This window comes from Streptomyces daliensis, from assembly GCF_054782395.1.
This window is the reverse complement of record NZ_BAAGSO010000002.1, coordinates 1-23,225: the sequence shown is the minus strand read 5'-3', so window position 1 is coordinate 23,225 and position 23,225 is coordinate 1. Positions and strand designations below refer to the sequence as shown.

Below are 23,225 nucleotides of genomic sequence, written 5' to 3'. Positions count from 1 at the left end.
CGCGTCGGCGGATGACGGGGGACGTTTCGTGGGGGACGTGATGGACTTCGGCAGGAACGACACCCTAGGTCCGCACGCCCCGGCAGACCTCGCCTGGCTCCGCGGCGTGGACGCGTACACGGTGGGCGGATACGCGCAGGCCGAGGAGGAGTTCCGCACCGCCGTGCGGCTGGACCCCGGCATGGCCGACGCCTGGCTCGGGCTGCACGCGCTGCGCGCGGACACCGCCACGGCGCTGCTGCGCATGTACCACAACCGTGAACGCTTCGGCGAGCAGCGCAGCCGCCACCACCGCACCCTCAACTCCTGGTACTGGCTGGGCTGGTGGGTGCAGCCTGTGCTGGAGAGCGAGCGCGATCTGCTGCTGGCCCACGCCTCGCACTGGCTCGACGGCCGCCATGTGGCCGAGCTGGACCGGGCCCTGGCCGACTGCCCGCCCGTCGAGACCGATCCGCAGGTCCGCTTCCTGCACGCGTGCCGCGCGTATCTCGCCAAGGACTGGGACCGTCTCGTCGCGCACACCGAACCCCTGGTGGACGACCCGCTGCTGGGCATCGAGGCGGGCCTGTTCGCCGGGATGGCGCGGGTGCGCCTGGAGATGTACGGGCAGGCCGAGCCGCTGCTGGCCGCCGCGCTGATGCGCTGCCGCAGCGAACAGCCGCAGCGCAAGGAGCTGCGCTACTGGCTGGCCAGGGCCCGCGAGGGCACGGGGCGCAGCGCGGCGGCGCTGCCGCTGTACCGCGCCGTGCACCGCATCGACCCCGCCTTCATGGACACGGCGGCCCGGCTGACCACCATCGCCGAGGGCGACGGAATCGGCGACTCCGGCGATCTGGCCACCGCCGTGACCCTCGCGGGCGCGGGCGGCGGCGCAGGCCAGGGCGGGCAGAGCGGCCAGGGCGGACAGGGCCCCCAGGGAGGGCAGGACGGGCTGGACAGCCTGGAGACCGGGCTCGACGACGACCTGCCCCTGATCGACCCGCTGACCGGCGAGCCCCGCCCCGGCACAGGCCCCGGCACCGGCAGCGGCCCCGGCCAGGACGGGCTGGACACCGATCCGTTCGACGCGGCCGAGAGCGCCGACCCCGAACTGGACCCCGGCGCCGACGCGCTGCGCCTGGAGGACACGGGCGACCCGGCCGAGCCCGCGCGGGTGGACACGGACGCCGTGCGCACACGCCTCGTGCCCCGCCCCGGCAGCACCACGAACCGGCTGCCCACGGGCCCCTCGGACCCCGTGCTGCTCGCCCAGGCGCTGGACGAGCTGGAGCGGATGGTGGGCCTGGAGCCCGTGAAGCGGCAGGTGCGGGCGCTGTCGGCGCAGCTGCACATGGCGCGGCTGCGCGCGAGCCAGGGCCTGCCCGTGCAGCCGCCGAAACGGCACTTCGTCTTCTCCGGGCCCTCCGGCACCGGCAAGACGACGGTGGCCCGCATCCTGGGCCGGGCCTTCTACGCGCTCGGACTGCTCGGCGGCGATCACCTGGTGGAGGCCCAACGCGCCGATCTCGTCGGCGAGTTCCTCGGCCAGACGGCCGTGAAGGCGAACGAGCTGATCGACTCGGCGCTCGGCGGGGTGCTGTTCGTCGACGAGGCGTACGCGCTGTCCAACTCCGGCTACAGCAAGGGCGACGCGTACGGCGACGAGGCCCTCCAGGTGCTCCTCAAGCGGGCCGAGGACAACCGCGACCGCCTCGTGGTCATCCTCGCCGGGTATCCGGAGGGCATGGACCGGCTGCTGGCGGCCAACCCCGGGCTCTCGTCCCGGTTCACCACGCGCGTCGACTTCCCCAGCTACCGCCCGCTGGAACTCACCGCGATCGGCGAGGTGCTGGCGGGCGAGAACGGGGACGTGTGGGACGAGGAGTCGCTGGAGGAGCTGCGCAGCATCAGCGGCCACGTCGTCGACCAGGGCTGGATCGACGAGCTGGGCAACGGGCGCTTCCTGCGCACGCTGTACGAGAAGAGCTGCGCGTACCGCGATCTGCGGCTCTCCGGCTATCCGGGCACGCCGTCGCGCGACGACCTCGCGACGCTGCGGCTGCCCGACCTCATGCAGGCGTACGGTGAGGTGCTGTCCGGGAGGGGTCCCGAGGGGCCCCGGTCGGATCCGCCGCCTCCGCTGACGTAGCACCAGCGCCAGTGGGGGCGCCCAGCGGTGCGGGTGCCCGCGCGCCCGGCACGGTGCCGGTGCCGGTGCCGCCGAGGGTGCCGGGGGTCCCGTAGGCGGCGGCGCGCCACGCGCCGGCCGAGGGCGGGTGCGCCGGATCGCGCACCTCACCGACCAGCATCTCCAGCACGTCCTCCAGCGCTACAAGACCCAGCACCCGGCCCGACGCGTCCGCGACCGTCGCGAGGTGGGAGGCGGAGGCACGCATGGCGCCCAGTGCGTCGTCCAGGGGGAGTTCGGCGCGGAGCGTGGCCATGGGCCGCCACAGGTGCGCGGGCACGGCGCGGTCGTCCTCGTCGAGGTCGAGCACGTCCTTGACGTGCAGATAGCCCATGAAGACGCCCGCTCCCGCACGCCCTGGAGCACAGATCGGGAAGCGCGAGTAGCCGGTCTTCACCGTCAGCTCCTCCACCTCGCGCGGGGTGACGGCGGGTTCGACGGTCACCAGCGCGCCGGTGTCGAGGAGGACGTCAGAGAGCGGGCGGGTGCCCAGCTCCAGGGCGTCGGAGAGGCGCTCGTGCTCCTCGTGGTCCAGCAGGCCCGCCTGCCGGGAGTCGGCGACGAGGTGGGTGAGCTGTTCGCTGGTGAAGACGGTCTCGACCTCGTCCCTCGGCTCGACCTTGAACAGCCGCAGGATGAGCGTGGACGCGGCGCCGAAAGCGGCCGTCACCGGGCGCGTGACGCGGGCGAAGGCGACCAGGGCCGGGCTGAGCCACAGCGCGGTGCGCTCGGGTGCGGCCATCGCCAGGTTCTTGGGCACCATCTCGCCGATGACGAGGTGGAAGAAGACGACCACGGCCAGCGCGATGATGTACCCCATCGGGTGAACCAGCGCCTCGGGCAGCCGGGCCACGTGGAAGACGGGCTCCAGCAGCCGGGCGAGGGTCGGCTCGGCGACGGCGCCGAGGGTCAGCGAGCAGACGGTGATGCCGAACTGCGCCGCCGCCATCATCTGCGGCAGGTTCTCAAGACCGGTCAGCACCCGCCGCGCACGCGCGGAGCCCTCGGCGGCGAGCGGTTCGATCTGGCTGCGCCGCACGGAGACCAGGGCGAACTCGGCGCCGACGAAGAATCCGTTGCCGAGCACCAGCACGGCGGCGAAGAGGAGTTGGAGAACGCTCATCGCAGCGCGGCCTCCTCTGCGGCGGGAACGGACACGCGGGCCCCGGACCCGGACCCGGGCGCGGCGACGGGCCCCCGCGCCGGCGCTGCGGCCGGAGCGGCGTTGACCGGCGCGCGGACCGGCTCCACCAGTCTGCTGACGCGCACCCGCTCGGCCCTGTGGTGCGCCACCAGCCGCACCCTGAGCTGCCAGCCCGGCGCGTCGGCGCCGCCGGGCCCCGGCCCCGGCCCCGGCAGTACGGCCACGTCACCAGGCGCGGGGATGCGGCCGAGGAGCCCCGCGACGAGTCCGGCCACCGTCTCGTAGGGGCCCTCCGGCGCGTGCAGGCCGATGCGCCGCAGCGCGTCCACCCGGCAGCCGCCGTCGGCGTCCCAGGCGGCGCGGCCGTCGGGCTCGGGGACGGCGAGGGCGAGTTCGGGCGGGTCCTCGCCGTCGTGCTCGTCGCGCACTTCCCCGACCAGTTCCTCGACGATGTCCTCCAGCGTGACCACGCCCGCCGTGCCGCCGTACTCGTCGACGACCACGGCGATGGGCTGCTCGCTCCGCAGCCGCTCCAGCAGCGGCTGGACGGGAAGGCTCCCGGGAACGAGGAGGGGCGGTACGGCGATGCGCCAGGCGGGCGTACGCAGCCGCTCGTGCGAGGGGACGGCGAGCGCGTCCTTGAGGTGGACCATGCCGACGATCTCGTCCAGGCGTTCGCGGTAGACGGGGAACCGGGAGAGCCCCGTCGCCCTGGTGAGGTTGAGGACGTCGGCCGCCGTGGCGGCCGTCTGGAGCGCGCTGACGCGCACGCGCGGCGTCATCACGTGCTGCGCCGTCAGCCCGCCGAGCGAGAGCGTCCGTACGAACAGGTCGGCCGTGTCCTGCTCGATGGCGCCGGCGCGCGCCGAGTGGCGGGCCAGCGAGACGAGTTCGCCGGGGCTGCGGGCCGAGGCCAGCTCGTCGGCGGGCTGGAAGCCCAGGGCGCTGACGATGCGGTTGGCGGCGGCGTTGAGCAGAGAGATGACGGGCCGGAAGAGGCCGGTGAAGAGCCGCTGGGGGCCCGCGACGAAGCGGGCCACGGCCAGCGGCCGGGAGACGGCCCAGTTCTTGGGGACCAGTTCGCCGATCACCATCTGGACGGCAGAGGCCGTGAGCATCCCGATCGCGATGGCGACACCGGGGACGGCGCCTCCGGGCAGTCCCGTCGCGGTCAGCGGGCCCTGGAGGAGCCGCGCGAGGGCGGGTTCGGACAGCATGCCGACGACGAGGGAGGTGAGGGTGATGCCGAGCTGGGTGCCGGAGAGCTGGAAGGACAGCTCGCGCAGGGCCGCGGTGACGGCTCGGGCTCTGCGGTCGCCCTGGGCGGCGGCCCGTTCGGCTTCGGGCTTCTCGACGGTGACGAGACCGAACTCGGCGGCGACGAAGAAGCCGTTGGCCAGGATGAGCAGGAAGGCCGCGCCGAGCAGAACGAGTGGGAGGATCATGCTGCTTCTCCGCTCTGACGGGAAGCAGCGCGGGTACTACAGGACGTTCCGTCCATCGCGGGAGGGTGTCACTCCTCGGGTCGCAGGTGCCCGCTGTGGGGTGCGGGGCGCGGCGTTCGCCGACCGCACCAGGGTAATCACGTCGAAGGGGCGAAAGGCAGGGGCACCGGCCGGACGACTCGCTTCCATATGCCGCGCGGCCCGGGGCCTGCGTGGCGCGGGCGGTGTGTCCGGTGCGGGTCAGCCCGTCGCGCCCTCAGGGCCGTGTGCGCCGGTCCCGCCGTGGGTGCCGTGCTCTTCGGCGAGGGCACGCAGCGCCTTCGCGTCCGTGATGGCCTGCTCCTTGGCGATGCCGGGCTGGATGCCCATCGCGGGCAGGCTGGTGCCGTCGGCGAGGTCGAGGTACACCCAGGGGTCGCCGGGCCGGAGGTTGACGCGGAGCACTTCCGCCCATTCGAGACGCCGCTTGGTCGTCAGGTTGACGACGGTGAGCCCCTGCGCGTCGGCGGTGACGTGGGGGCGGCTGAGGAGGGCCAGTACGCCGAAGAAGAGCAGTCCGGTGAAGACGAAGCTGGACTTCTCGCCCGGGCTCAGCGTCGGGAGGATCAGCGCGACCGCCGTGATGACGGCGAAGGCGGCGACACCGACGCTGAGGAGGACGACGCGGGTGCGCGTCGGCCGGAAGGTGACGGGGAGAGGAGGCGCTTGCGACATGTCCGGGTCCTGGAGTCCTGGGGGCCTGGTGCGGGGTGCTGCTGCCCGCTCCGGCGCGGGTGCCGGAGCGGGCGGGAACCGTCAGAGGCGGCAGGCGTGGATGCCGGTCGTGAGGATCGCCCTGGCGCCCAGGTCGTAGAGGTCGTCCATGATCCGCTGGGCCTCCTTGGTGCGCACCATGGAGCGGACGGCGACCCAGCCCTGGTCGTGCAGCGGCGAGATCGTCGGCGACTCCAGGCCCGGGGTGAGGGCCACGGCCTTCTCCAGGTGCTCGGCGCGGATGTCGTAGTCCATCATCACGTAGCGCCTGGCCACCAGGACGCCCTGCATGCGGCGCAGGAACTGGCGCACCTTGGGGTCGTCGTCGGCAGCGCCCGAGCCGCGGATCACCACGGCCTCGGAGTGCAGGATCGGCTCGCTGATGATCTCCAGACCGGCGTTGCGGAGGGTGGTGCCCGTCTCCACGACGTCGGCGATGATCTCCGCGACGCCGAGCTGGATCGCGGTCTCGACGGCGCCGTCGAGGTGCACGACGGACGCCTCGACGCCGTGGTCCGCGAGGTGCTGGGTGACCAGCCCGGAGAACGAGGTGGCGACGGTCTTGCCGCCGAACTCGCTCACGTCCTTCGCGGTGCCGGGCAGCGTCGCGTAGCGGAACGTGGAACCGGCGAAGCCGAGCTGGAGGATCTCCTCGGCACTGGCACCGGAGTCGAGCAGCAGATCGCGCCCGGTGATGCCGATGTCGAGCTTGCCCGAGCCGACGTAGACGGCGATGTCCCGGGGGCGGAGGAAGAAGAACTCGACCTCGTTCTCCGAGTCGACCAGCACCAGTTCCCTGCGGTCCTTGCGCTGCCGGTAGCCCGCCTCATGGAGCATCGCCGACGCAGGCTCGGACAGTGAACCCTTGTTGGGGACGGCGATGCGCAGCATGGGGTCAGCTTCCTTTGCGTGTGGGGTGGTACGAATCCGACGGATACGTCTCTGGTTTTCCGAACCGGAGCCGGGCCGGGCCGGTGCGCGCGGGTGCGGGCGCGGCGGACCGGCTCAGAGATGAGCGTATACGTCGTCCAGCTCGATGCCGCGGGCGACCATCAGCACCTGGAGGTGGTAGAGGAGCTGCGAGATCTCCTCGGCCGTGCGGTCCTCCCCCTCGTACTCCGCGGCCATCCACACCTCGGCGGCCTCCTCCACGACCTTCTTGCCGATGGAGTGCACGCCCTGGGTGACCAGTTCCGCTGTACGGGAGGTGATGGGGTCGCCGGTGGCGGCCTTCTGCTGGAGCTCCGCGAAGAGCTCCTCGAATGTCTTGTTCGCCATGGTCCTCTTACCCTACGTGGTCGTACGGGGCCGCTAGCGCCAGGGTTCCGCCACGGTACGCAGGGTCGTGGCGGTGGCTACGGCCGCGGTCACCGCCTCGTGGCCCTTGTCCTCCGTCGAGCCCTCGATCCCGGCGCGGTCGAGGGCCTGCTGCTCGGTGTCGCAGGTCAGCACGCCGAAGCCGATGGGGACACCGGTGTCGACGGAGACCTGCGTCAGGCCCTGCGTGACACCCTGGCAGACGTAGTCGAAGTGCGGGGTGCCGCCCCGGATGACGACACCGAGGGCCACGATCGCGTCATAGCCGCGGCCCGCGAGGACCTTGGCGACGACGGGCAGCTCGAAGCTGCCGGGGACGCGCAGCAGCGTCGGCTCGTCGATGCCCAGCTCGCGCAGGGCGCGCAGGGAGCCGTCGACGAGGCCGTCCATGACCTGCTCGTGCCACTGCGCGGCGATCACCGCGATCCGCAGGTCACCGCAGTTCTTGATGGACAGTTCGGGTGCGCCCTTGCCGCTCACTCGCTCGCTCCTCGGTCGTTCTCCCGGCCTCGCCGGGTGCTCGGTACGTCGCTGCTGGGGGTGGATAGAAGGGGGTGCCGGTACGGGTGCCGGTGCCGTTGCCCGGGTCAGGGGCGCCTGGCGCTCACTGGTTGCCGCAGGCCGAGACCGACGCCGGGTCCGCGTCCAGCCAGGGGAGGTCATGGCCCATCCGGTCCCGCTTGGTACGCAGGTAGCGGAGGTTGTGCTCCCCGGCCTGTACGGGCATCGGCTCGCGTCCTGTGACCCGCAGCCCGTACCGGACGAGCGCGGAGACCTTGTCGGGGTTGTTCGTCATCAGCCGCAGGGAGCGTACGCCGAGATCCTGGAGGATCTGCGCCGCCGCGGCGTAGTCGCGCGCGTCGGCGGGCAGGCCCAGCTCCAGGTTGGCGTCGAGGGTGTCGCGGCCGTGCTCCTGGAGTTCGTACGCGCGCAGCTTGGACAGCAGTCCGATGCCGCGCCCCTCGTGCCCGCGCAGATAGAGGACGACGCCCCGGCCCTCCTGCTGGACCCGCTCCAGCGACGCCTGGAGCTGCGGGCCGCAGTCGCAGCGCTGCGAGCCGAAGACATCGCCGGTCAGGCACTCGGAGTGCACCCGTACGAGCACGTCCTCGCCGTTCGCGCCGTCCTCGCCGTCCTCGCCGTCGGCACCGAGGTCGCCCGCGACGAGGGCGATGTGCTCCACGCCGTCGACGATGGAGCGGTACCCGTACGCGCGGAAGTCGCCGTAGCGCGTCGGCAGCCGGGTGGCCGCCTCCCGGCGCACCGTCGGCTCCGCGCTCCTGCGGTAGGCGATCAGGTCCTCGATGGAGATGATCGACAGGCCGTGCTTGCGCGCGAAGGGCACCAGCTCGGGCAGCCGCAGCATGGTGCCGTCCTCGCCCGCGATCTCCACGATGGCCGCGGCGGGGCGCAGCCCGGCCAGCCGCGCAAGGTCGACGCCCGCCTCGGTGTGCCCCGGACGGGTGAGGACGCCGCCGGGCCGCGCGCGCAGCGGGAAGGCGTGTCCGGGCCGTACGAAGTCGTCGGGGGCCGCCTCAGGGGAGGCGAGCAGGCGGATGGTGGCGGCGCGGTCGGCGGCGGAGATGCCGGTGGTCACGCCGTGCTCGGGGGTGGCGTCGACGGAGACCGTGAAGGCGGTGCCCATGGACTCGGTGTTCTGCTCGACCATCTGCGGGAGCCGGAGCCGGTCGAGATCGGCCGCCTCCATCGGGGTGCAGATGAGGCCGCGGCACTCGCTCATCATGAACGCGATGACCTCGGGCGTGGCCATCTCGGCCGCGATGACGAGATCGCCCTCGTTCTCGCGGCTCTCGTCGTCCACGACGACCACGGGGCGGCCCGCGGCGATGTCGCTCACGGCACGCTCGACGGGGTCGAGGGAGAGGCTCTCCTCGGCCTCCTCCGCCTCGTCCGTTCCGTAGGCTCCGTACCAACTGCGCAGCGCGGTCATGCCGCGGCTCCTTCCATTGCGGGACCCTGCTGGGGCCCCCGTGCGGCGGCGTCGACGCGGGAGCGCAGCCACCAGGCGCGCAGCCCCCACAGGACGAGGCCGAGGTAGACGACGTAGACGAATCCGGAGAAGGCGAGCCCGCTGCTGAAGGCGAGCGGGACGCCGACCACGTCGACGAGCAGCCAGGCGAACCAGAACTCGACCAGTCCGCGTGCCTGGGCGACCATGGCCGCGAGGGTGCCGACGAAGATGTACGCGTCGGGCCAGGGGTTCCAGGACAGCGCCGGTACGAGCGTGAAGAGCCCGCCGACGATCCCGGTGCCCACGGCCGTGCCCGCGGCGAGCAGTCCGCGCTCGCGCCAGGTGGCGAACCGTACGGCGATCGAGCCGTCCTGGGCCTGCTGCCTGCCCCGCGTCCACTGCCGCCAGCCCCACAGCGCTACGACGATGACGAGGAGCTGCTTGCCGACGCCGCCCGCGAGCTGGGCCGAGGCGAAGGCGGCGATGAGGACGACGCCGGAGACGAGCTGGGTGGGCCAGGTGAGCACCGAGCGGCGCCAGCCCAGCGCGAGGGCGGCGAGGCCGACGATGTTGCCGGCCATGTCGGACCAGATCACGTGCTGGCCGAAGGCGGTGAACGCCTCGGCGTTCAGCCAGTCCAGGGCGCTCACTTGACCGCTTCCTTCGTCTCCGTCGAGCCGGTGGCCGGGACCGGGAGCTGCCCCGTGCGGCCGAGGAGGCGTTCGACGTACTTGGCGAGGACGTCGACCTCCAGGTTCACCGGGTCGCCCACGTCCTTGATGCCGAGGGTCGTCAGCGCCAGGGTGGTGGGGATGAGGCTGATGGTGAAGTAGTCGTCACCGGCCTCCACGACGGTGAGGGAGACGCCGTCGACGGTGATGGAGCCCTTCTCGACGATGTAGCGGGCCAGCCCCGGCGGCAACTGGACGGTCACCGTGCCGTCCTCGGTGCGCGCGGCGAGGGTGCCGGTGCCGTCCACGTGGCCCTGGACGAGGTGTCCGTCGAGCCGTCCGCCCAGGGCCATGGGGCGCTCCAGGTTGACGCGGGAGCCGACGGTGAGGGCGCCCAGGCTGGAGCGGCCGAGGGTCTCGGCGATGACGTCGGCCGTGAACTCGCCGCCGCCGGTCTCGACCACGGTGAGGCAGACGCCGTTGACGGCGATGGAGTCCCCGTGCTTGACGCCCTCGGTGACGGCGGGGCCGCGCAGCCGGAAGCGCGCGGAGCCACCGCGGTCCTCCATGGCGACGACCTCACCCAGCTCTTCGACAATTCCGGTGAACACTCAGGACTCCTCGGTGGCGGTGGGGATGACGGTGGCGGTGGTGACGGTGGGCGTAGGGACGGCGGGCGCGGCGGAGGGTGCGGCGGGCGCGTCGCTGTCGGCGGGGACCGCGGTGATCCGCAGATCGGGCCCGATGCGCACGCTCTCCGTCATGGTCAGCCGCAACGCCTGGACGATCGTGCTGATTCCGGCGCTGCCGAGCGCCGCCGGGCCCTCCCCCAGCAGGACGGGCGCGAGATAGCCGACGACGCGGTCAACGGCGCGGGCCTCCACGAAGGCACCGGCGAGCGTGGGGCCGCCCTCCAGCAGGACGGAGCGCACGCCGCGCCCGTAGAGCGCGGTGAGCAGCGCGGGGATGTCCAGGCCGCCCCTGCCGTCCGCCGCGCGCGGCAGTCTGAGCACCTCGGCGCCCGCCAGGTCCCCGGCGTCGGCCTCGGCGTCCTCGGCGACGGCGACGAGGGTGGGCCCGGTGCCGTCGAGGACGCGCGCTCCCGGCACGACGGCGCGGGCCTCGGTGTCGACGACGACGCGCAGCGGCTGCTCGGCGCCCGGCACCCCGCGCACGGCGAGGTGCGGGTCGTCGGCGCGCGCGGTGCCCGAGCCGACGACGACGGCGTCGCTCTCGGCGCGCAGCCGGTGGACGTCGGCGCGGGCCTCGCCGGAGGTGATCCAGCGGCTGGAGCCGTCGGCCGCCGCGATGCGGCCGTCGAGGGTGGCCGCGTACTTCCAGACGACGAAGGGGCGCCGACGGGTCACGGCGGTGAGCCAGGCGGCGTTGCCCGCCGCGGCCTCGTCGGCGAGCAGTCCCTCGTGGACCTCGACGCCCGCGGCGGCGAGGGCGCGCGCGCCGCCTGTGGCGTCGGGCGTGGGATCGGCGACGGCGTAGACGACGCGGGCGATCCCGGCCTCGATCAGGGCCTGGGCGCAGGGTCCTGTGCGGCCGGTGTGGTTGCAGGGTTCGAGGGTGACGACGGCGGTGCCGCCGCGTGCGTCGTCCCCGGCCTCGGCCAGGGCGTGGACCTCCGCATGGGGGCCGCCCGCGCGCTGGTGCCAGCCCTCGCCGACGGGCCGGTCGTGCGCATCCAGCACGACGCAGCCGACGACGGGGTTGGGGCTAGTGGAACCGAGGCCGCGCGCGGCCAGCTCGACGGCTCGGCGCATGGCGTCACGTACGGCCGGATCTGCGGTCGCTGCTGCGGCGTGGGTGGCCACCGGGTCCTCCTGCCTCTGCGGGCACGGACTCCGGGGCGCTTTCGGGAACTGCGCGGATCCGGGAACGCGGGACGACGGCCAGGGGGAACGCCCCTTCCCGTCGAACGGGAACGGACTACTCCGCTTGGCCGACCGAGCACCGGTCTCGGTCCGCCGCGCACTGCCTCCCATCCGGACTTTAACCGTCGGTCCAGGAATTTCACCTGGTCAACCGATCGCTGGAGGCGACCGGGTCGCGGACTATAACCGCCGGTTCGGACTTTCACCGACCCCGGAGTGCGCTGACGTACTGGTACGGCTCCAGTCTGCCACGCCGACGGCGATCCATGCCTGGGCCATCCTGTGGGCTGACTCACAGCACGTCACCGGTCACTCCGGGCTCATCCGTGCCGCGCCCCGGGCATCGCGCGGGCTCGCGCGCGAGCCCGCGTCCGGCCCAGGAGCAGGTGCCGGACGCGGGCGGTCGCGGGGTGGATGGCGGGGAGGCCCGCCGGGAGGGCGGCGAGAGGGCCGCGGGGAGGCGCTACGGGATGTTCAGCACGAAGTCGAAGGTGCCCTCCTTCCCGCCGCTCCCGTCGCGCACGTCCATCAGCAGGTCCGGGTCGAAGAGCGAGTCGGTGTTGTTGCGCGGTTCGCCGGGGAAGTAGAGCTGGGTCGTCAGGATGGGACGGCCTGGGGCCTGCACCTTCACGTGCAGATGCCGGGTACGGCCCGGATAGAGGCCGGGCACGATCGTGGTCAGCTCGAAGGAGCCGTTGGCAGTCGTGAACTGGTGGCCTCGGTAGCGGTAGCCCGCGTTGTCGTACGCGCCCCGCGCGTCGGCCTGCCAGAAGTCGAGCAGCGCGTTCGCGACGGTCTGGCAGCTGAGGCTGAAGACGTAGCCGCGCACGGTGAGCCGCGTCCCGGCGGCACCGGGAATGAGCAGCGAGGCGCGGCGGGGCGAGTTGGGCTTGAAGTACGGGCCCTCCATCTGCGGGGGTGTGGGGTCGTCGCCGTCGTCGCAGTACGGGGTGGGGGCCAGCTCGCGCCCTGTGCCCGCGCGGTCGCGCGCGAGCGCCGGGGCGCCGCCGAACAGCACGGCACCCGTACCCGCGGCGAGCGCCGCCCTGAGCACGTTCTTACGGGTCACGTTCCTGCTGGTCAGACTCTCGCCGAGCGCGTTCTCGCGGGGCTCGCCTTCCGGTCTTTCTGGGGTGGTTGCGCCGTCCACGGTGCACTCCTAGTCGTGGGGAGATGAAGTGGCTGAAGTGGTGCGGTGAACGCGTCCGGCCGGGCGCGGACGGCGGCGGGGCTCGGCCGCTGCCGCCATCGGGCAGGTGATCCCGTACGACGTTAGGGCGTGGCCCCGTGCGCTTCGATGGACAGAGTGCGGTGACCGTGGTGCATCCCGCCGGTACTGGCGCGCCGGAACTCGCCCGGCGTGGTGCCCGTCTCCCTGCGGAAGAAGCGGCAGAAGTACGCGGCGTCGCTGAACCCCACCTCGTGCGCGACGCGGCTCACAGTGAGCCCCGTGCTGGCCAGCAGCCGCTTGGCCTCCAGCACCTGGGCCTGCCGGATCAGCCGCGCCGGCGTGTGGCCCGTGGTGCGCCGGACCGCCTCGTTCAGATAGCTCACCGAGACGCCCAGCTCGGCAGCCCACACGCTCACGGGCCGCTCGGCCGAGGAGCGCGGGCGGGACAGCGCGAGCTGCCGCGCGAAGCGCTGCGCGAGTGCGGCGGCCCGCCCGGCGGCGGCGCCGGGCGGCAGCACCCGCACCTCGCCCGGCTCCGTGCCGGGGCGCGGCAGTCGTGCGGCGCGCACGACCAGGACGTGCAGATACGCCTGGAGCACCGAGATCATCCCGGGCCGCTGCGCGCGGTACTCGCGCAGCATCTCGGCGAGGACGGGCAGGATTCCGGCCGCCTCCTCCTCGTCGGGGCACAGCCAGGGCCGCTCGGTCAGCAGCCGCAGCAGGTCGCGGTCCCCGGGGTGGGCGAGCAGGAAGGCGTCGTCGAAGAGCACGACCCAGCCGCTGAGCCCGATGGCCCGTTCCCAGAAGTGGATCTGTCCGGGCGCCACGAAGGACAGGTGCGGCGGGTCGAGCGGCCAGCGGCTCAGGTCGATGACGTGGCTGCCGCTGCCTCCCGTGACGTAGACGATCTCGTGGAAGGTGTGGCGGTGCGGGAAGGCGGCGCGGGAGAGGCGCCCGATGCTGTCGAAGGAGCCGATGGCGAACGGCAGGATGTGCGGCGCAGGGACCTCAAGGCGGTGCGTCGGCACCGCCCCGGCGCCGCCCCGGTCCCCGCACGGGTCTCCGGGCGGGGATCCGGGCGCTCCAGGCAGGTCCTCGCCCGGGTCGCGTAAGTCCTCGTCCGGGCCCTCGCGCAAGTCCTCGTACAGGTCCTCGTCCACGGCCGCCCCATCGTCGCGTGGCCCCCACCGCGCACCACGTCCTGCCCCCGCCTGTCCCCCGTCGTTCCCCCGCCCTCCGTGTTACCCGTGCCACTCCCCCGTCACGCCCGGCACACCCGCGGCGGCGTGATCCGCTCGCGCGGGCAAATACGATGTCCCCGGTTCACCCCCCGAGATCAGGAGCGAGCATGAGCGGCGGCGGCTTCGGCGTGCGCTGGAAACTGCACGGCGACGGACGCGTCCCGGCGCCCGGCGCCGTCGTACGGCCGGACGAGCGGCTGTCGTGGCCGCGTACGGCCGGGCTCGGGGCGCAGCACGTCGTCGCGATGTTCGGCGCCTCGTTCGTGGCCCCGGTGCTGATGGGGCTCGACCCCAACCTCGCGATCATGATGTCGGGCGTCGCGACGATGCTCTTCCTGCTGGCCACGCGCGGCAGGGTGCCCAGCTATCTGGGGTGCAGCCTCTCCTTCGTCGGCGTCGCCGCGATCATCCGGGCCCAGGGCGGGGGCAGCGCGGCGGTCACCGGGGCGATCCTCGTCGTGGGCGCCGCGCTGCTGGTGGCGGGGTTCGCTGTGCAGCGGTTCGGGGCACGGATCATCCACGCCGCGATGCCTCCGGTGGTCACGGGCGCCGTCGTGATGCTGATCGGCTTCAACCTGGCGCCCGTGACGGCCAGCACGTACTGGCCGCAGGACCAGTGGACGGCGCTGCTGACGATGCTCTTCACGGGGCTGGCCGTGGTCTGCATGCGGGGCTTCTGGTCGCGGATCGCGATCTTCCTGGGGCTGGTCTTCGGCTACGTCGCCTCCTGGGTCCTCGACTCCGTGCTCGGCAAGATCCACTCGCCGGACGGCAGCGGCAAGACCGTCGACCACTGGCGCCTCGACCTGTCCGGGGTGGGCGAGGCCGACTGGTTCGGGCTGCCCTCGCTGCACGCGCCCTCCTTCAGCTGGTCCGCGATCCTCGTCGCGCTGCCCGTCGTCATCGCGCTCATCGCGGAGAACGCGGGCCATGTGAAGGCGGTCGGCGAGATGACCGGCGACCCGCTCGACGACAAGCTCGGCACCGCCATCGCGGCCGACGGCGCGGGCACCATGCTCTCGACGGCGGTCGGCGGCCCCGCGACCACCACGTACAGCGAGAACATCGGCGTGATGGCCGCGACCCGCGTCTACTCGACGGCCGCCTACTGGGCCGCCGCCTGCTTCGCGCTGCTCTTCGGGCTGTGCCCCAAGTTCGGTGCCGTCGTGGCGGCCATCCCCGGCGGGGTGCTGGGCGGGATCACCGTGATCCTCTACGGGATGATCGGCCTGCTCGGCGCCCAGATCTGGATCAACAACGGCGTGGACCTCCGCAATCCGCTGAACCTGGTCCCCGTCGCGGCGGGCATCATCATCGGGATCGGCGGCGTCAGCCTCAAGTTCACCGACACCTTCGAGCTGAGCGGCATCGCGCTGGGCACGATCGTGGTCCTCAGCGGCTACCACGTGCTGCGCGCGCTCGCGCCGCCGCACCTCAAGGCGCAGACGCCGCTGCTCGACGAGGGCACCAGCGGCTACGACGACGAGGCCGAGGAGCCGGAGGGCTCAGGGCGCCCGGGCCGGCCGGGCCAGCCGGAGAAGTAGCGGACCGGACCGGAGCGGTTCGAACACGGGGTCCGGCAGCAGTGCGGGCTTCCCCCTTCCGGGGGCTGTAGGGGTCACCCTCACCACTCTCCGTACAGAACGCTGCCACTCTGCGTACATGACCTCAGTGGAACGGGCGGCGCCCGCACGGCGCGCGGTGTCGGTGGACCGGATCGTGGGACGCATGCGCGCGGTCGGTGCGGAACTGCCGCCCGGCGACGGGGTGGCCGTCTTCAACCAGGTCTATCTGTCGGTGACGGAGGAGCTGCAACGCCGTCTCACGGGCGGTCACTTCGAGGACAGCGGAGCCGCGGACGAGCTGGGCGCGCGGTTCGCCGGGCGCTATCTGGACGCGGTGGACGCCGCGGCGGCGGGACGGCGCACCCCGCGCTGCTGGCGCCCGCTCTTCCAGTTGCGGCGCCACCCTTCCGTAAGGGCCACCCAGTTCGCGCTTGCGGGGATCAACGCGCACATCGGGCACGATCTGCCGCTCGCCCTCGTCGAAACCTGCCGCGCCCGCGACGCGGGACCCCGCGAGCTGGAGGCCGACTTCGAGCGGGTCGGGGAGCTGCTGACCAGCCTGGAGGAGCGGATCAGGGAGGACCTGATGCCGGGCCCCGATCTGCTGGACGTGGCCGATCCGCTGACGCATCTGCTGGGCGCGTGGAGCCTGGAGCGGGCGCGGGACGGCGCGTGGGCCGCGTTCCGGGCGCTGTGGGGGCTGCGCGGACTCCCGGACCTGGTCGAGGAGTTCGTCGAACGGCTCGACGCGAGCGTCGGCATGGCGGGCCGGTGCCTGCTGACACCCCTGTGCCGGTGAGGCGGGACGTGCTGGTGGTGCGAGGCGCCATTGCCGTGACCGGGTTCATCGCCTAGGCATGGGGCTGACCCGCGACGGACGTCGCGGGCACCGGGTGTTGATGTGTTGATGGAGGGACGATGACACTGCGAATCGGCCTCGGACTGCCGCAGTCGGGGCAGTACGACCTCAGCAGCGATGTGGCGACGGTCGCCCAGGCGGCGGAGGAGAACGGCTACGACAGCGTCTGGGTGCTGGAACGGCTCATGCGCCCCGAACAACCCGTGGACGACATGTATCTGATCCCCGGGATGCCCTGGGCGGAGTACTTCCGCTCGATCGCCGACCCCCTGATCACCCTCGCCCTGGCGGCGCCCGTCACACAGCGGGTGCGGCTCGGCACGGCGGTGCTGGTCGGGTCGCTGCACCAGCCGTTCCTGCTGGCCCGCAGGCTCGGCACCCTGGACGCGGCGAGCGGCGGCAGGCTCGTCGCGGGCTTCGGCACCGGCTGGTCGCGGGACGAGTTCGCCGCGGCCGACGCGGACTACGCCAAGCGCGGCGCGGCCCTCGACGAGCTGCTGGACGTGTGCCACGCGGTGTGGGGGCCCGACCCCGTGCCCGCCTACGAGGGCGCCCGCACCCGCTTCACCGCCTCCGCCGTCGGCCCGAAGCCCGCGTCCCGCATCCCCGTCCTGCTGGCGGGCGGCAACGACCGGGCGCTGCGCCGCGTCGCGCGCCGCGCGGACGGCTGGCTGCCCTCGTACGTCACCAACGAGCAGGTCGCCACGGCCCGCGCCCGCATCGTGGAACTGGCCGCCGAATACGGCAGGGAGGCCGACGCGTTCACCGTCACCGTGCGGGCCGCCGTGCGGCTCACGGACAAGCCGCTGGACGGCGACCGTATGACGTGGACGGGCAGCGTCGAGCAGTTGACGGAGGACCTGCTGGGCGCGCGGGACGCCGGGGCCGACGAGGTGATCCTGGACACGCACGTCGACGCCGCCGACGCGCGCGAGGTCGTCGACAAGGCGAAGCTGCTGCGCGAGGCGGCGCGGGACGCGGGCCTGTAGCTCCCGCGGCCCGGCGGCCCGGCGGCCCGGCGTCCCGCCGTCACGCGCCCGCTCCGGCCGGTGCGCCCGTCGGTCAGTCCTCGGGCAGCTCCACGGGGGCTATCTCGTCGTAGACGTCGCCGGGCCCGGGGTTGGTCGCGTCCGTGGCGCCGCCGAGGTGGTGCAGCACGCCCCACACCGCGTTGAGCGCCGTCTGCACCGCGCCCTCGGCCCAGCCCGCCGTCCAGGAGATGTCGTCTCCCGCGAGGAAGAGGCCGCGCTTGTCCTCCGGGAGGCGGTCCTGCACGAAGTGGGTGAACAGGCGCCGCTGATAGCGGTAGTGGCCGGGGAGGTTGGCCTTGAAGGCGCCCATGAAGCAGGGCTCGTTCTCCCAGGAGACCGTGAGCGGGTTGCCGATGATGTGCTTGCGGATGTCGACTCCTGGATAGATCTCGCCGAGCGACTTGAGCATCACCTCCATGCGCTCGTTGGCGTCCAGCGGCAGCCACTTGAGGCTGTCGTCGCACCAGGTGTACGAGAGGCAGATGACGGCGGGCCGGTCCGGCCCGTCGTCCAGCAGATACGTGCCGCGCGTCATCCGGTCGGTGAGCGTCATGCTCATCACGTCCCGGCCGGTCGGCCGCCCGTTGTCGTCGACTGCCTCGTCCAGCCAGAACGGCCGGTCCACGGGCACGAACAGCTTCGAGGACTCCATGTAGTGGGTGCGCTCGACGGCCGTCCAGTGGTCGATGGGCAGCAGCGCGTCATCGCAGTCGATCTTGCTGAGCAGCATCCAGGACTGCGCGGTGAACACGGCGGCCCGGTACGTGCGGATGTCGCCCTCCGCGTCGGTGACCGTGATCCTGTTGCCCGCGGTGCGGTGCAGACGGGTGACGGCGGTGCGCGGGGCGCCCTTCTCGTGGAGTGCGGCGAGCGAGGTGCCCTGCGCCCAGTGCGTGATCTTCTCCGGAGCGCGCTCCCACAGGCGCAGCGGGAGCTGCTGGCTGCCGCCGACGATGCCGCGGTGGTCGTCGTCGGCGCCCGTGTAGACGACGCGGAGGATCTCCAGGATGGAGTTCGGGAAGTCCGTGTCCCAGCCGCCGGTGCCGAAGCCCACCTGGCCGAAGATCTCGCGGTCCCGGAAGGAGGAGAAGGAGGGCGCGTCGCAGAGGAAGCCGTAGAAGGTCTGGTTGTCGAGCTTCTCGACGAGCCGCGCCCATATCTCGCGGATACGGGGCACGTCGCGCTCCCGGATCGCGCGCTGCATGGCGGAGAAGTCGGCGCCTTCTTCCAGGCAGGCGTTCCACGCGTCCATCACCCGGTGGTAGACGGGCGGCAGGTCGTCCAGGGTGCGCGCGTAGTGGGACTCGCCCTTCAGGTCCACGACCGTGGAGGGGGTGTCGGGCGCCAGGGGGTTGGGGAAGGGGCGCGTGGTAAGGCCGGTCATGTCGACGTAGTGCTGGAACGCCGTCGAGGACGGCGGAAAGCGCATGGCCCCCATCTCCGCGGTCAGCCCGTCGCCCCCTTGGCCACCGACGCCCTCGAAGCGGGCCGTACGCAGCCGTCCGCCGATCTGGTCGGCCTCGTAGACGACGGGCTTGAGGCCCATCTTCATCAGCTCGTACGCGGCGACGATGCCGGAGAGGCCCCCGCCGATGACGGCGACCTCCGTGCCGTGCTCGGTCGCTGGCACGGAGCCGAGCCCGGCGGGGTGGGCGAGGTAGTCGTCGTAGGCGAACGGGAAGTCCGGGCCGAACATGGTGACGGGCGGCACGGCCTGGGCCTCGGCGTGCTGCTCGTCGTGGACGGCTGTGGGCACCGTGGACGTCATCGGACGCGGTTCTCCTCTTGTTGCTTCGTGCTGCGGTACGGGGTGTGGTGGTGGCCGTGGCCGTGGCCGTGGTCGTGCCGGACGCGACCGTCCGTCACGTCGAACCGTGTGTCAGACGTGCGCGTCAGACGTGGGCGCGGTACAGCTCGGGGCGCCGGTCGGTGAGGTACGGGCTCTGGGCGCGGAACGCGGGCAGTTCGGCCGGGTCCGCCTCGCCCACGAGCAGCGTCTCGCCGCTCCCCGCCCGTATCCGCGCCGTCCCGTCGGGCGCGGCCAGCGCGCTGAGCCCGGCGAAGTCGAACTCCCCCTCGGCGCCCGTGCGGTTGGCGTACGCGATGAAGAGCTGGCTCTCCCATGCCCTGACCGGCACCAGCGTGGCGGCGACGAACTCGTAGGGCCGCATCAGCGCCGTCGGCACCAGCAGCACCTCGGTGCCCGCGAGCGCGTGGGCGCGCACGGCCTCGGGGAACTCCACGTCGTAGCAGACGAGCAGGCCGAGCCTGACGCCGTCCAGCTCGGCCTGGACGACGAGCTGGTCGCCAGGAGTGAACGAGGCCGTCTCGAAGCCGCCGTAGAGGTGGGTCTTGCGGTAGTTGGCCAGCCGGGTGCCGTCGGGTCCGACCAACTGGACGGAGTTGTGGACCCGGCTCCCGGCGCGCTCCGGGTAGCCGTAGACGAGGGCGATCCCGTGCCGGGCCGCCGTGCGGGCGAGCGCGCGAGCGCTCTCGCCGTCGGCGGGCTCCGCCAGGTCGGCGACGCGGTCGCCGAGCGCGTAGCCGGTCAGCGACAGCTCCGGCGTGACGAGCAGCCTGGCGCCCTGGGCCGCGGCCCGGCGCGCGGCGTCGTCGAGCGCGGCGAGGCCATGGGCGGAGGTGCTGGTGTCCGTGGCGGGAGGCGGACCTTGGTACAGCGCGATGCGCAGCGGCGGCATGGGACCTCGGGCAGAAGTGGGCAGGGGTGGGTACGGACGCGCACGGGGGCGCCCGGACGTGCGGTGGGATACGTCGACGGTACGGTCGGCGCTCAACGTGGGACAAGGCGCATCCATTGCGCATTCCCCGCGTTTTCGTTGCGCGTCCGGCCGGGGAAACGGCGATTCGTTGCGCGGGGCGGGCGGAGCTGGGCGGGAAGGGGCCCGACCGGTAGAAACGGACCATGAAGAAGTGGTGGGGGTGGGGCGCCACGGCCGTCGGCGCGGTGACGTTCTTCATGCTGCTGTGGCAGGGTCCGTGGTGGTTCGACGGCAGCCACCTGCGCCGCACCGGCCTGGAACCTGCCGACGGGGTGGTGATCACCGGGTTCCGCACGATGCTGGTGGCGCTCGGCGCCGGGGCCGTCGCCGGGCTGGGCCTGTACTACACGCACCGCAGCCACCTGCTGTCCCAGAGCCAGTTCGAGCAGGTGCAGGAGCAGTTCGCCCACACGCGGGAGAAGGACCGCCAGGAGGCGGAGATCATGCGTGAGGGGCAGGTCACCGAACGCTACGTGGAAGCGAGCAAGCTGCTCGCTTCCGACAATCTCACCGAACGCCTCTGCGGCATCTACGCCTTCGAGCGGATTATGAACGACTCCACGAAGGACTACCGGACCGTCGTCGAGGCCCTGGCCGCCTTCATCCGCCAACACGCCCCAGCGCCGCCCGACGAGGAGACGACGTCCGAGGACACCTCACCGGAGGGCGGGAAGGGCCCCGCGGAGGATGTCCAGGCGGCACTGACCGTCCTCGGCCGCCGCACACCCTCCGACAAAACCGACCTGGTGTCTCCCGACCTACGATGGACTGACCTGCGCCACGCGGACCTGTCCGGGGCCTGTCTAGAGGGCGCGTTCCTGATCGGTGCCCGCCTGGAGGGCGCGCATTGTGCCGGCGCAGACATGTCGGAGGCATCGCTCAACGCTGACGATCTGCTATCAGCCTTGATCTACAGGTCCACCAAGCTGCCTCCAGACGTTGCCTCTGACGAACGGGTACGTCAGCGCATCGAGGAATGCGAGCGTGCAGGGGCCCGGTAGGGGACGTCACCGGGGGGATTCTGCGCGCTTGTCCTTGGCCGCGTCCTTGAGGGCCTGCTGAACGAGGTAGTCGATGTGCTCGGTGGTCAGCCCAGACTCGCGTAGCTATCCAGCTCGGCGCTCGCCGAAGTGCGGCGGGCATAGGCGCGGGCAGCGGGCATCCGCAGGCGACGTGAGCCCTTCTGGCGTGGATCAAGCGGCTCCGTGTGCGGCGGCCACCGCTTCGATACGTCGTGCCAGCCCGATGTCGTGCTCGGCGACGTAGCCGCCGAGGTCGCTCGAACTGATCGCTACGTGAACGCCGCGAAAGCTCAGGGTCGCGTCGGAATGGTGGCCCAGGCTGTCTTGGATCGCGGCGATGTGAACGACGAACGCCGCACCGGCCACGTGCGGGACGGTGTAGGAGCGCTCGATCCTCCGGCCGTCCGTCGACCAGCCCGGCAGGTCCTTGATGCGGTCCTCGATCTCCGTCTTCGACAGTGCCTCAGCCACGGTCACACTCCCTCGCGGACAGGTGCCAGCACCTCGGCGAGGTCCCGGCCGATTTGGTCAGCTTGCCATGGCTCCATGGCCGTAGCCACGGCCTCCAGCTCCCGCATCGCGCGCGCTGATCCGGTAGCCCGCACAACCCCGGCGGCTTCGCGCGCCAGCTCGACCGCCCGTTCCGGTTCCCGCAACACGGCGGAGGCAACGGCCGACCGCGCCGACCACACACCGATATCGCGGCGGGCCGAGGCCGGAGCCGCGGGGATGAGCTGGTCCCACAAGCGTGCGGCCTCTTCCGCCAGGCCCAGCCTGCCATAGCAGGTTGCGCGTTGGACCTCCACGTAGTTCGGGGTACGCAGACACGCCGTTCCCCGCACCTCCACGTCGACGCGCTCGACCAGGCGCCCGGCCCTGTCGAGCAGCCTGTCGACGTCTGCCCGTTCACCGGTCAGCGAGGCACCGTGCGCCTGCTGCTGCAACGCGAAGACCTGTACCTCGGGCGAGATCCGGCGCGCGTCCATCAAGGCGGCATCGCAGAGATCCACGACAGCCGCCCCGGCGCCCTGGTCCGTACGCGCCATGGCACGGTCCACCAGGGAACAGGCGACGGCCTCGCGATCGCGGGAGCGGTGGGCGAGTTCCTGTGCGGAGTCGTGCCAGCGCAGTGCCGTAGCGGGGTCACCCGCGTCCAGATACAGCCAAGCGGCGAAGGCCGCGAACGCGGTGGCCACCTGTGCCATGCGCTGGCGAGTATCCCGATCAGCTCCGTCGACGAGCTGGCCCAGGAGTTCACACTGCGCGGTGACGGTGCCGATCAGAGCACGGGGGCCGAGCAGCATGTCCGCTTGGTAATGACCGGCTAGTTGCTGCTCGAAGTAGAGGACGAGGGCGGGGTCGACGGGCCTTGAAACACTGGGCAGTGCGACGGCGGGCAGAGCGGCTGCGGCGGCGCTGACGAAAGTGCGACGTTCCACTGCGGCTGCCTCATCTTCCGGTGACTGTGACCGTGACCGTGAACCCGAGGGCGTTCGGCGGGCACGACGGGTCGCTGCTGCGGCCTGGTCGAGTATCCGCACAGGGACGCCGAAGACGGTCGCCAGATGACGACGCGTGAACGCAGTGGGGACACGTACGCCGCGTTCCCAGCGGCCCACCTCGCGGGCGTCCTTGGTGACGGTTCCGCAGACCTTGCAGAACTCGTCAGCCACTTGCTGCTGCGTCCAGCCACGTTCACCACGCAGGCGGGCCAGTAGCTCCCCAAGCGTCTCGGTTACCACGGCGCCTCCTTGGTCTGGCCCCCATTTTGGCCCCCTCATTGGCCCGTAAGCAGGCGCTTCTACCGAAAGAGGTCACACAGTTCGATGAGAGTCGGCAGAACGGGACGAGCGTACCGAGGAGATCGCCATGCGCAGCGACAGGATCACGTCCAGCATGACGCTGAGAGTGAGCCGAGACAGCGGACGAAGCTGGGGGCGGCGGTACGTCCCGGCGAGTGCCCCTGAACGCCTCACTTCCGCGCCGACAGTTCCACCCTGCCTCTGCGGCATGTGCCGCCGAGGTAAGGCGGTGGCACGGTGACCGCATCACCTACTGTCGCGTGGTCCCCGCCCACGGGAGTGGCCGCTGAGTTGCTGCCCGCCGGGGTGTTCTGGGATGCGGTGCGGGTGCGCCGTGAGGCGCTGATTTTCCGAGTGGAGGTGAGAGACCTTCGCCGCTGTGCTGTCGCAGCAGTGCGGTGA

At 72.3% G+C, this 23,225-nt stretch carries 20 protein-coding genes, 2 pseudogenes and 1 riboswitch; of the genes and pseudogenes, 5 read left to right on the top strand and 17 right to left on the bottom strand.

Features of this window, described 5'->3' with window-relative positions; translation table 11 throughout:
* Window positions 1-40: 40 nt before the first annotated feature.
* Window positions 41-2,128 (top strand): AAA family ATPase, encoded by a 2,088-nt coding sequence (locus tag ACYVOO_RS00325; protein WP_461013695.1) that lies wholly within the window; start codon window positions 41-43, stop codon window positions 2,126-2,128.
* Here the strand turns inward: ACYVOO_RS00325 and ACYVOO_RS00320 are convergent.
* The 12 genes and pseudogenes from ACYVOO_RS00320 to ACYVOO_RS00265 form a co-directional block, all read right to left on the bottom strand.
* The gene (locus tag ACYVOO_RS00320; RefSeq protein WP_461013634.1) at window positions 2,049-3,290 is read right to left on the bottom strand and encodes a hemolysin family protein; all 1,242 of its coding nucleotides are present in this window, start codon (window positions 3,288-3,290) and stop codon (window positions 2,049-2,051) included. The genes ACYVOO_RS00325 and ACYVOO_RS00320 overlap by 80 nt on opposite strands.
* Window positions 3,287-4,756: a hemolysin family protein gene (locus ACYVOO_RS00315; RefSeq protein ID WP_461013633.1), complete on the bottom strand. Its 1,470-nt coding sequence runs from the start codon at window positions 4,754-4,756 to the stop codon at window positions 3,287-3,289. Before ACYVOO_RS00315 ends, ACYVOO_RS00320 begins: the two co-directional genes overlap by 4 nt.
* 240 nt (window positions 4,757-4,996) lie before the next feature.
* Window positions 4,997-5,470, bottom strand: a complete 474-nt coding sequence (locus ACYVOO_RS00310; protein ID WP_461013632.1) for a PH domain-containing protein — start codon at window positions 5,468-5,470, stop codon at window positions 4,997-4,999.
* 81 nt (window positions 5,471-5,551) lie between these two features.
* Window positions 5,552-6,400 (bottom strand): ATP phosphoribosyltransferase, encoded by an 849-nt coding sequence (hisG, locus tag ACYVOO_RS00305; RefSeq protein ID WP_453347845.1) that lies wholly within the window; start codon window positions 6,398-6,400, stop codon window positions 5,552-5,554.
* A gap of 114 nt (window positions 6,401-6,514) precedes the next feature.
* Entirely contained in the window at window positions 6,515-6,787 is a 273-nt protein-coding gene (locus tag ACYVOO_RS00300) for a phosphoribosyl-ATP diphosphatase (RefSeq protein ID WP_453347846.1), read from the bottom strand.
* Between the two features lie 33 nt (window positions 6,788-6,820).
* Complete coding sequence (gene ribH, locus ACYVOO_RS00295; RefSeq protein WP_461013631.1) at window positions 6,821-7,306, bottom strand: 6,7-dimethyl-8-ribityllumazine synthase; 486 nt, start codon at window positions 7,304-7,306, stop codon at window positions 6,821-6,823.
* A gap of 124 nt (window positions 7,307-7,430) precedes the next feature.
* Window positions 7,431-8,777 (bottom strand): bifunctional 3,4-dihydroxy-2-butanone-4-phosphate synthase/GTP cyclohydrolase II, encoded by a 1,347-nt coding sequence (locus ACYVOO_RS00290; RefSeq protein ID WP_461013630.1) that lies wholly within the window; start codon window positions 8,775-8,777, stop codon window positions 7,431-7,433.
* On the bottom strand, window positions 8,774-9,448 hold the full coding sequence (locus ACYVOO_RS00285; protein WP_461013629.1) for a nicotinamide mononucleotide transporter family protein: 675 nt from the start codon (window positions 9,446-9,448) through the stop codon (window positions 8,774-8,776). The genes ACYVOO_RS00290 and ACYVOO_RS00285 overlap by 4 nt, the downstream gene beginning before the upstream one ends.
* Entirely contained in the window at window positions 9,445-10,080 is a 636-nt protein-coding gene (locus tag ACYVOO_RS00280; protein WP_461013628.1) for a riboflavin synthase, read from the bottom strand. Before ACYVOO_RS00280 ends, ACYVOO_RS00285 begins: the two co-directional genes overlap by 4 nt.
* Window positions 10,081-11,241 carry a bifunctional diaminohydroxyphosphoribosylaminopyrimidine deaminase/5-amino-6-(5-phosphoribosylamino)uracil reductase RibD gene (gene ribD, locus ACYVOO_RS00275; protein WP_461013694.1) on the bottom strand — a complete coding sequence of 387 codons (1,161 nt, stop codon included), beginning with the start codon at window positions 11,239-11,241 and terminating at the stop codon, window positions 10,081-10,083.
* A gap of 204 nt (window positions 11,242-11,445) precedes the next feature.
* Window positions 11,446-11,576: riboswitch (FMN riboswitch) on the bottom strand.
* Between the two features lie 85 nt (window positions 11,577-11,661).
* Window positions 11,662-12,502 (bottom strand): annotated as a pseudogene (locus ACYVOO_RS00270) (dioxygenase family protein).
* Window positions 12,503-12,624: 122 nt separating this feature from the next.
* Window positions 12,625-13,551: a helix-turn-helix transcriptional regulator gene (locus ACYVOO_RS00265; RefSeq protein ID WP_461013693.1), complete on the bottom strand. Its 927-nt coding sequence runs from the start codon at window positions 13,549-13,551 to the stop codon at window positions 12,625-12,627.
* Window positions 13,552-13,871: 320 nt separating this feature from the next.
* Here ACYVOO_RS00265 and ACYVOO_RS00260 point away from each other — a divergent pair, with 320 nt between their 5' ends.
* The 3 genes from ACYVOO_RS00260 (at window position 13,872) to ACYVOO_RS00250 (ending at window position 17,177) form a co-directional block, all read left to right on the top strand.
* On the top strand, window positions 13,872-15,308 hold the full coding sequence (locus tag ACYVOO_RS00260; protein ID WP_461013627.1) for a uracil-xanthine permease family protein: 1,437 nt from the start codon (window positions 13,872-13,874) through the stop codon (window positions 15,306-15,308).
* 118 nt (window positions 15,309-15,426) lie between these two features.
* Window positions 15,427-16,128, top strand: coding sequence for a DUF5995 family protein (locus ACYVOO_RS00255; protein ID WP_461013626.1), 702 nt, complete (start codon window positions 15,427-15,429; stop codon window positions 16,126-16,128).
* A gap of 119 nt (window positions 16,129-16,247) precedes the next feature.
* On the top strand, window positions 16,248-17,177 hold the full coding sequence (locus tag ACYVOO_RS00250) for a TIGR03619 family F420-dependent LLM class oxidoreductase (protein ID WP_461013625.1): 930 nt from the start codon (window positions 16,248-16,250) through the stop codon (window positions 17,175-17,177).
* Window positions 17,178-17,250: 73 nt separating this feature from the next.
* Here the strand turns inward: ACYVOO_RS00250 and ACYVOO_RS00245 are convergent, their stop codons facing one another.
* Together ACYVOO_RS00245 and ACYVOO_RS00240 are read right to left on the bottom strand one after the other, a co-directional pair.
* Window positions 17,251-18,987: a flavin monoamine oxidase family protein gene (locus tag ACYVOO_RS00245; protein WP_461013624.1), complete on the bottom strand. Its 1,737-nt coding sequence runs from the start codon at window positions 18,985-18,987 to the stop codon at window positions 17,251-17,253.
* 124 nt (window positions 18,988-19,111) lie between these two features.
* On the bottom strand, window positions 19,112-19,918 hold the full coding sequence (locus tag ACYVOO_RS00240; RefSeq protein WP_461013623.1) for a carbon-nitrogen hydrolase family protein: 807 nt from the start codon (window positions 19,916-19,918) through the stop codon (window positions 19,112-19,114).
* A 224-nt stretch (window positions 19,919-20,142) separates the two neighbouring features.
* On the opposite strand from ACYVOO_RS00240, the gene ACYVOO_RS00235 reads away from it, so the two are divergent.
* Complete coding sequence (locus ACYVOO_RS00235; RefSeq protein WP_461013622.1) at window positions 20,143-21,000, top strand: pentapeptide repeat-containing protein; 858 nt, start codon at window positions 20,143-20,145, stop codon at window positions 20,998-21,000.
* A gap of 192 nt (window positions 21,001-21,192) precedes the next feature.
* On the opposite strand, the gene ACYVOO_RS00230 is transcribed toward ACYVOO_RS00235, so the two are convergent.
* The 3 genes and pseudogenes from ACYVOO_RS00230 to ACYVOO_RS00220 all read right to left on the bottom strand — a co-directional run.
* Window positions 21,193-21,492, bottom strand: coding sequence for a 4a-hydroxytetrahydrobiopterin dehydratase (locus ACYVOO_RS00230; protein WP_461013621.1), 300 nt, complete (start codon window positions 21,490-21,492; stop codon window positions 21,193-21,195).
* A gap of 2 nt (window positions 21,493-21,494) precedes the next feature.
* Entirely contained in the window at window positions 21,495-22,460 is a 966-nt protein-coding gene (locus ACYVOO_RS00225) for a Twin-arginine translocation pathway signal (protein WP_461013692.1), read from the bottom strand.
* A gap of 156 nt (window positions 22,461-22,616) precedes the next feature.
* A pseudogene (locus ACYVOO_RS00220) lies at window positions 22,617-22,802 on the bottom strand (helix-turn-helix domain-containing protein); the annotation flags it as partial.
* Between the last annotated feature and the right edge of the window lie 423 nt (window positions 22,803-23,225).

Bases quoted from the DNA above. Each gene is read 5' to 3' on its own strand.
- ACYVOO_RS00310 (WP_461013632.1), bottom strand. From the start codon at position 5,470: ATGTCGCAAGCGCCTCCTCTCCCCGTCACCTTCCGGCCGACGCGCACC.
- ACYVOO_RS00250 (WP_461013625.1), top strand. From the start codon at position 16,248: ATGACACTGCGAATCGGCCTCGGACTGCCGCAGTCGGGGCAGTACGAC.
- ACYVOO_RS00315 (WP_461013633.1), bottom strand. From the start codon at position 4,756: ATGATCCTCCCACTCGTTCTGCTCGGCGCGGCCTTCCTGCTCATCCTG.
- ACYVOO_RS00320 (WP_461013634.1), bottom strand. From the start codon at position 3,290: ATGAGCGTTCTCCAACTCCTCTTCGCCGCCGTGCTGGTGCTCGGCAAC.
- ACYVOO_RS00235 (WP_461013622.1), top strand. From the start codon at position 20,143: ATGAAGAAGTGGTGGGGGTGGGGCGCCACGGCCGTCGGCGCGGTGACG.
- ACYVOO_RS00240 (WP_461013623.1), bottom strand. From the start codon at position 19,918: ATGCCGCCGCTGCGCATCGCGCTGTACCAAGGTCCGCCTCCCGCCACG.
- ribD (WP_461013694.1), bottom strand. From the start codon at position 11,241: ATGCGCCGAGCCGTCGAGCTGGCCGCGCGCGGCCTCGGTTCCACTAGC.
- ACYVOO_RS00290 (WP_461013630.1), bottom strand. From the start codon at position 8,777: ATGACCGCGCTGCGCAGTTGGTACGGAGCCTACGGAACGGACGAGGCG.
- ACYVOO_RS00325 (WP_461013695.1), top strand. From the start codon at position 41: ATGGACTTCGGCAGGAACGACACCCTAGGTCCGCACGCCCCGGCAGAC.
- ACYVOO_RS00255 (WP_461013626.1), top strand. From the start codon at position 15,427: ATGACCTCAGTGGAACGGGCGGCGCCCGCACGGCGCGCGGTGTCGGTG.
- ACYVOO_RS00300 (WP_453347846.1), bottom strand. From the start codon at position 6,787: ATGGCGAACAAGACATTCGAGGAGCTCTTCGCGGAGCTCCAGCAGAAG.
- hisG (WP_453347845.1), bottom strand. From the start codon at position 6,400: ATGCTGCGCATCGCCGTCCCCAACAAGGGTTCACTGTCCGAGCCTGCG.
- ACYVOO_RS00260 (WP_461013627.1), top strand. From the start codon at position 13,872: ATGAGCGGCGGCGGCTTCGGCGTGCGCTGGAAACTGCACGGCGACGGA.
- ACYVOO_RS00245 (WP_461013624.1), bottom strand. From the start codon at position 18,987: ATGACGTCCACGGTGCCCACAGCCGTCCACGACGAGCAGCACGCCGAG.